Source organism: Streptomyces sp. CRN 30 (assembly GCF_034105845.1).
Map to the genome: position 1 here is coordinate 1 of NZ_JAVRHI010000217.1, position 7,549 is coordinate 7,549.

The 7,549-nt window shown below is 73.9% G+C and carries 5 protein-coding genes and 1 pseudogene; 2 read left to right on the forward strand and 4 right to left on the reverse strand.

Features of this window, described 5'->3' with window-relative positions; genetic code table 11:
• The 4 genes and pseudogenes from UW392_RS23260 to UW392_RS23275 all read right to left on the reverse strand — a co-directional run.
• Window positions 1–1,681 (reverse strand): annotated as a pseudogene (locus tag UW392_RS23260) (hypothetical protein); the annotation flags it as partial.
• Window positions 1,682–1,749: 68 nt separating this feature from the next.
• Window positions 1,750–2,631: a hypothetical protein gene (locus UW392_RS23265; RefSeq protein WP_320777027.1), complete on the reverse strand. Its 882-nt coding sequence runs from the start codon at window positions 2,629–2,631 to the stop codon at window positions 1,750–1,752.
• Between the two features lie 208 nt (window positions 2,632–2,839).
• Window positions 2,840–4,366, reverse strand: a complete 1,527-nt coding sequence (locus tag UW392_RS23270) for a hypothetical protein (RefSeq protein ID WP_320777028.1) — start codon at window positions 4,364–4,366, stop codon at window positions 2,840–2,842.
• Window positions 4,367–4,461: 95 nt separating this feature from the next.
• On the reverse strand, window positions 4,462–5,157 hold the full coding sequence (locus UW392_RS23275) for a GntR family transcriptional regulator (protein ID WP_320777029.1): 696 nt from the start codon (window positions 5,155–5,157) through the stop codon (window positions 4,462–4,464).
• Between the two features lie 128 nt (window positions 5,158–5,285).
• Between UW392_RS23275 and UW392_RS23280 the strand changes: the two genes are divergently transcribed.
• Window positions 5,286–6,650: an MFS transporter gene (locus UW392_RS23280; protein ID WP_320777030.1), complete on the forward strand. Its 1,365-nt coding sequence runs from the start codon at window positions 5,286–5,288 to the stop codon at window positions 6,648–6,650.
• Entirely contained in the window at window positions 6,647–7,510 is an 864-nt protein-coding gene (locus UW392_RS23285; RefSeq protein WP_320777031.1) for a putative hydro-lyase, read from the forward strand. Before UW392_RS23280 ends, UW392_RS23285 begins: the two co-directional genes overlap by 4 nt.
• The last annotated feature ends 39 nt before the right edge of the window (window positions 7,511–7,549 follow it).

Here is a 7,549-nt window from a genome sequence, read left to right on the forward strand (position 1 = left end):
CGGTGGCCCGGCGGGCGGCCTCGCGGGCGGTGTCCCAGGCGGCGACGGTCGTCTTCTCGGCGTCGGCGGCGGCGAGGGCGGCGCGGGCCGGGTCGGCGTCGGGCGCGGTGTCGTCGAGCCAGCCGGCGCGTACGGCCTCGGCGGTCTCCTGCTCGACCTCGGTGAGCCGCTGGCGGAGGTGTCCGGCCTCGCTGCGGGCACGCTGGGCCTCGGTGGCGGCGGCGGTGGCGTCGCGGTGAGCGGCGTCGCCGGTCTCCTGGAGGGCGGCGGAGCGCTCCTCCTCCTCGTCGGCGTGGCTCTCCGCCTTGCCGGCCGCCGCGTGCAGGGCGCGGACGAGGTCGACGGCGGCCTTGGCGCGGGCGGCGAGCGCGGGCGCGGCGTCCCGCTCGGCCTCCTGGATCGCGGCGGCGACGCGGGTGACGCGGTCGGTGGCCGCGCGGTGGCGCAGTGCGGCCTCGGCGGCCTGCCAGGCGGAGTGCAGGGTGCGGGCGTCGGCCAGCTCTCGCTTCTGCGCGGCGGCGGACTTCTCGGCGGCGGAGAGGGCGAGGGAGGCGTGCCGGTAGGCGAGTTCGGCGGCGATCAGGGCGCCGCGCTCCCGGGCGGACTCGGCGTGGGTGACGGCGTGGGCGGCGGCGGTGACCCGCTGGGCCAGGTCGGCGGCGCGGGCGCGCTCCACGACGCCGCGGGCGGAGAGACGGCGGGCGAGGGTCCGGGTGCGGCGCTCGGCGGCGGTGTGGATCTCGCGGGCGCGGGCGCGGGCGCCGGTGGCCTCGACGATCCGGCCGAGCAGGTCGACGGAGCCGGCGGTGAAGTCCCGCTCGGCCATCAGCTCGGCACGGCGTCCCAGCTTGTTGCCGAAGCCGCTGACCAGGTCGGCGAGTCCGTCGGTGTCCCGGGTGTCGGTGACGGCGCGCAGCAGCAGGTCGGTGAAGTCGGCGTCCTTCTTGACGGCGAAGAGGCCGGCGGCCTCGCCCTCGTCGGCGTTCATCTCGCGCTGGTAGCGGAAGAGCTCGGGGTCGAGGCCGAGGTCACCGAGATGCTCGGTCCAGCGCTCGTGGATCTCCTCCCAGTGCGCCTCCAGGTGCGGGTACGCCTTGCCCGCCTCCGTCATGGCGTCCCGGAAGCCCTTCATGGTGCGGCGCCGGCCCTGTGCTCCGGAGGCGCCCTCGACGGGCGGACGGACGGCGGTGGCCTCGGCGACCGGCAGGTTGTCCAGGGTCAGTCCGGGGCCGGGGCGGAAGGAGTACCACGCCTCGGCGAACTTCCGCGGGTCGTTGGAGACCTGGCGGCCGCGCCACTCGCTGACCTTGCCGACGACGACGCACTCGCCGGTCTGCACGTGCTGCCACTCCAGGGCGACGTGTCCGCAGTCGTCGGCGAGCAGGAACTTGCGCAGCACGCCGGAGCTGGCGCCGCCGAGGGTGTTGCGGTGGCCCGGCAGCATCACGGAGAAGATCAGCTTGAGCAGGACGGACTTGCCGCCGCCGTTCTCCAGGAAGAGCACGCCGGCGGGGGCGGGGCGACGCGGCGGGCCGACGGGCTCCTCCTCGAAGAACTCCGCCTGCGTGGGCGCCGGGTCGGGTACGGGTTCGCCGACGCCCCGCAGGTCAAGCACGGTGTCGGCGTAGCGCGCACCGGCGGGCCCGATGGAGTAGAGGCGGACCCGGGACAGCTCGTACATGGCGGACTCTCGTGGTTCTTCGGGGAGTTGGCGGGGGCGGATGTCGGGACGGGTGGAGCGGGGCGGTGTCAGGACGAGTGGAAGGGGAGGCCCGCGTCGGCGACCAGCTCCAGGTCGTCGGTGTCCTCGGCGGGCAGCAGGGTCGGGGTGCCGTCGGTGACGGGGACGACGCCCAGCTCCAGCAGCTCGGCCATGGCGGCGCCGCCCGCCATGTCGCGGACCTGGAGCTGGTAGCGGGCGGTGGTGCGGTAGGTGCCGCCGTGGTCGTCGCCGGTGCGCTGGAGGAAACCGGAGTCGGTGAGGAAGGCGACGGCCTTGCCGACGATGCCGGTGGTGGAGCCGGGGAGGCGGCGGGCGTCCTTGGTGGCCCCGGTGGCGCTGCGCCGGACCCAGACCCGCCAGGCGGACTCCAGGCCGGGCGCGTCGCTGACCGGGTCGGTGTTCTCGCCCTGGTCGGCGGCGCGTTCCTCCAGGCGGTGGCAGGCCTGGCGGACGAAGCCGTCGACGCCGTTGACGGTGACGCGGCCGATGTAGCCGTCGTCGGCGAGGTCCTCGGGGCGGGGGAAGGCCATGGCGGCGACGGCGAGGTGGGCCAGTCCGTGCAGGAAGCGGTCGCCGGAGTCGGTGGACGCGCGGCGCGCGTAGTCGCCCATGCGGACGGCGAACACCGAGTCCTCGGCGGCGGTCACGGCCATGCCCGCGCGCGGGGAGACCTCCAGGACGATCAGCCCGAGGCCGGCGGCGACGGCGTCGGCGAGCCGCGCGAACGGTGGGTCCTCGCGGTGGCGGCGCAGCAGGTCGGCGTACTCCTGGTCGCGGGCGGGCAGCAGCTTGGGCTGGAGGCCGAAGGCGACGAGCCGGGCCGCGTCGGCGGCGTCGGCGGGGGTGACGGTCGTCGCCTTCTCGGCGGCGGCCGGCTCGGGTTCGCTCCAGTCGACGGACTCGGTCACGGGTGATGCTCCTCGATGCCTGCTCGGGTGACACGGTCTGGGGCGGTGCCCCCGTCCGGACCTACTGGCGCGGTGCCCCGGCCCCGACCGGCCGGGACGGCGCAACGAGCCTGGCCGAGCGAAGGTTCGCCGTGTTTCGGCACAGGCGGCGTCACGCCGTGAGACGGCGTGGGAGACGGCGTGGCGGCTCGGGCGGGTGTTCGTGGTGTCATGCCGCCTCCGTCCGGTCCGCCGCCATGCCGGCCGCGTCCAGCAGGGCCGTGCCGACGATGAGGTCGGCGCCGCCGAACTCCGGGTCGTCGAGTTCGGTGCCGTCGTCCACGGCGAACAGCAGTTTCTCCTCGCCCTGCCGGTAGGCCGTGCCGACCGGCGGACTGGCGGCGTGCACGGCGAGCAGGGCGACGAGGTAGGGCAGCTCGGAGTCGGCCCGGCGGGCCTCGGCCAGCAGGCCGGAGAGGCGGCGCGGCGCGTCGTGCGGCAGGGCGAGCAGCTTCTTGGCCGCGGCGAGCTGCTCCTCGCTGAACCTGCTGTCGTCCGGGGTGGCGATCAGGTCCGGCTCGGGCATCTCCGCGCCCAGGTGCTCCCGTTCGACGGGCGGGGTGAGCAGCAGGTCGACGAGGTCGCCCACGCGGACGGAGACGGGCGTGCGCGGCCCGGTGCCGCGCGCGAAGAACGCGTCGGTGACGCGGAGCGCCCGCTCCAGGGGCAGCGGCAGGACGGGGGCGACGAGGTGCCCGTACAGGTCTATGCCCGAGGAGGCGAGCGGCGTGGCGAAGGCCTGCCGGTCCTGCTCGGCGCGGAAGAGCGGTCCGGCCTCCAGCAGCCGGGACTGGAGCTGGGTGTGGCGGCGGATGCAGTCCTTGACGATGTCGACGAGTTCCGCCGCGCGGCGCTTGTGCTCGGCGTCCTCGGTCTCGTCGCGGGCCTTGCGGATGTTGGTGAGGATCGCGTTCTCGTGGCGGTACCGGTCGGCGACGTGGTCGAGGGCCTCGGCGATCATGTCGGGGACGGCTTCGAGCCAGTCGACCGCGCGGACGTTGCGCCGGGTGGCGTCCAGGGCCCGGCGGAGCGTCTCGGAGTACTGCACGGTGCGGTACCGGGCCTGCTCGGCGGCGAGCTGCGCGTCGGCGAGCCGGCCGCGGCTGATGAGCACCTCCAGCTTCACCTCGGCGGCGATCTGGGCGCTGGTGACGTCCGTGTCGAGGGCGCCGACCAGGACGTTGACCGCCTCGTCCGTGGTGCGCAGGTAGACGTCGCCGCCGGGGCCGGGGACCTCCTCGACCAGCTTGAAGTCGTAGTCGCGGCGGACGTAGCTGCCGTCGGGCTCGAACGTGCCGTACACGGCGCGGAAGCCGCGGTCGACGCTGCCGACGTTGATCAGGTTCTCCAGGACCCAGCGGGCCACCCGCTCGTGCTCGGCGGCGGGTCTGCGGGGGGCCTGTGCCGCGACGCGGGGGACGAGCCTGGCCACTATCTGGTCGTGGTCGGCGCCCGTGTCGAAGTCCATGTTCAGTGTGACGAGGTCGATGGCGGCGAGGGCCACCTCCGCCATGCCGTAGACCGAGTACTCGCCCGCGAGGTTGGCCTTACGGGTGTCGAGGTCGTGCAGCGGGGCGGTGCAGGCGAGCGCGCGCAGCCGCCGCGCCAGCCCTTCGTCGGCGGCCGGGCCCGGTGCGGGCCGCGGCCCCGCGCTGAGCTGGGGCGGAGCACTGTCCGTCGGTGCAGGCGAAGTCACGGTGCACAGACTAGGTCCTAGGTCTGACAACGACCCAAACGACCGCGAACGCCCCCACCAGAAAGACCCCGGAAAGGCCCGTCCCGGCCCGCTGCTCAGCCTTCCTCGCCCACCCGCCGCCGGTAGACCTCCAGGACGCGGTCCAGCGAGTCCGAGAGGTAGACCGCGAGCAGCCGCTCGGCGTGTTCCCGTCCGCCGGACGCTAGCGCGTCGAGGACCTCGCGGTTGCGCGCGATGTACGGCTCGTGCAGGCGCCGCGGATCGTCCACGACGTGGAAGGCGAGGCGGAGTTCGGCGAAGACGCTGCGCATCACCTCGTCGGTGCGCTCGCTGCCGGCGAGGGCCACCAGTTCGCGGTGGAAGTGGATGTTGGCCGTGCCCACCCGTTTCCAGTCGCCCTCCTCGGCCGCCCGCCGGCCCTCCTCGACCGCCTCCACGAGTCCGTCGAGGGCGTACGGCGGCTCGCCCAGGCCACGGACCACGGCGCACTCGACGAGGGAGCGGGTGCGGTAGATGTCCTCGACGTCGTCGACGGTCAGGACCCGTACGAAGACGCCCCGGTTCAGCTCGTGCACCAGCAGCCGCTCGTGCGTGAGCAGCCGGAACGCCTCGCGCAGCGTGTTGCGGGAGACGCCGAGCGCGCCTCCGATGCTGTCCTCGGAGAGCCGGGTGCCGGGCGGGAAGAACCCTTCGGCTATCCGGCTCCTGAGGATGTCCGACACCCGCTCCGCGGTGCTGGTGCGCCCCAGTAGGGCGCGGTCGTCGGCGAGTTGCGCCAGCTGCTCTGCCATGCCCGGAATTCAACCTCAGACACAAGAACGAAACAACAGGGGTATTGAAGGATCGTTGAACGATCCTCTACGGTGCTGGGAATCAGCTCATACCGCACGCACCCTTCGTCCTCTTCTGCGAGGTGCCCATGAGCACGACTCCTCCTCCCCCGCGGGCCCTGCCCACCGCCCCGCGTTCCGTCCCCGCCGCACCCGGCACCGATACCCCCACCCCCACCGGCACCGGCACCGGCACCGGCACCGACGACGGCGCGTCCGGCTGGCTGCGCGCCCTCGGGCCGCGGGGCCGCCGCGCCTTCGCCGGCGCGTTCGGCGGCTACGGCCTCGACTCCTACGATTACTTCACGCTGCCGCTGAGCATGGTCGCGCTGGCCGCGTACTTCGGTCTGACCAGCGGGCAGACCGGTCTGCTGACGACCGTCACGCTGGTCGTCTCGGCCGTCGGCGGTGCCCTCGCGGGCGTGCTGGCCGACCGGATCGGGCGGGTCCGGGCGCTGCTGATCACGGTGACGACGTACGCCGTCTTCACCGTCGCCTGCGGCTTCGCGCCGAATTACGAGACGCTGCTCGTCTTCCGGGCCTTGCAAGGACTCGGTTTCGGCGGTGAGTGGGCGGTCGGCGCGATCCTCGTCGCCGAGTACGCGAGCGCCCGGCACCGGGGACGGACCCTCGGCGCGGTGCAGAGCGCCTGGGCGGTGGGCTGGGCGCTGGCCGCGGTCGTCTACACGGTGGTGTTCTCGCTGGCCGGCGACGATCTGGCCTGGCGGATCATGTTCTGGACCGGTGCGCTGCCGGCGCTGCTCGTGGTGTGGGTGCGGCGCAGTGTGCGGGACGCCCCCGAGGCGTCCGCCGCGCGGGAGTCGAGTCCCCGCAAGGGCTCGTTCCGGGCGATCTTCGCGCGGGGCGGTGACGGTGTTCCCGGACTGCTGCGCGTCACGCTGTTCGCGGCGCTGCTGTCCACCGGCGTCCAGGGCGGCTACTACACGCTCGCCACCTGGGTGCCGACGTACCTGAAGGACGAGCGCGGCCTGTCGGTGGTCGGCACCGGCGGCTATCTGACGTTCCTGATCTCCGGCGCCTTCATCGGCTACCTGACCGGCGGCTACCTCACCGACCGTCTGGGGCGCCGGCGCAACATCTGGCTGTTCGCCCTGCTCTCGGCGGTCTGTGTGCTGGCGTACGCGAACATCCCTGAGGGGGCCGACACGCTGCTGCTGGTGCTCGGTTTCCCGCTGGGTTTCTGCATGTCGGCGATCTTCAGCGGTTTCGGCTCCTACCTGGCCGAGCTGTACCCGACGGCGGTACGCGGCACCGGTCAGGGGTTCACCTACAACACCGGGCGGGCCGTGGGCGCCGTCTTCCCCACGACGGTCGGTTTCCTCGCCGACAGCTGGGGCGTGGGCGGCGCGCTGGTCTTCGGCGCGATCGGCTACGGCATCGCGGCCCTGGCGCTGCTCGGACTGCCCGAGACGCGCGGGAAGGAACTGACGTGAACAGCACGCGGCACAGTGCGCGGGACCGTACCGGCACGCGACGGGCGGCGGACGACCGCCCGGTCGCCCTCGTCCACGCGGACGCGCGCGCGTGGCGCCCGGACACGGCGCGAGCCCGTTTCCGGGAGGGGCTGGCCGGCCCCACGGCCGGGGTCGCGGCCGGCCACACCCAGGCCAACCTGATCGCCGTGCCCGCCGACTGGGCCTACGACATGCTGCTGTTCTGCACCCGCAACCCGAAGCCGTGTCCTGTGCTGGACGTCACGGACGCCGGTTCGTGGACGACGGCGTTGGCCGACGGCGCGGATCTCCGCAGCGACCTGCCGCGCTACCGGGTGTGGCGGGACGGGGAGCAGGTGGACGAGCCGACGGACGTGCGCGCCCACTGGCGCTCCGACCTCGTCTCGTTCCTCATCGGGTGCAGCTTCACCTTCGAGTGGGCGCTGGCCCGGACCGGCGTCCCGCTCCGTCACGTCGAGCAGGGCCGCAACGTGCCGATGTACGTGACCGGCCGGCAGTGCCGTCCGGCCGGTCGGCTGCACGGTCCGACGGTGGTGTCGATGCGGCCGGTGCCGCCGCGGTACCTGTCCGCGGCGATCCGGGAGACCGCCCTGCTCCCGGCGGTGCACGGCTCCCCCGTGCACTGCGGCGACCCCTCGGCGCTCGGCATCGCGGACCTGTCGCGGCCGGACTTCGGCGACGCGGTGGAGCCGGAGCCCGACGACATCCCGGTCTTCTGGGCGTGCGGGGTGACGCCGCAGGCGGCGGTCATGGCCTCGCGTCCGCCGTTCGCGATCACCCACGCGCCGGGGCAGATGTTCCTCACCGACGAGCGGGACGAGCAGTACCGGGTGGTGTGAGACGGGGTGGGGTGGCCGGTACGCGCGCGTACCGGCCAC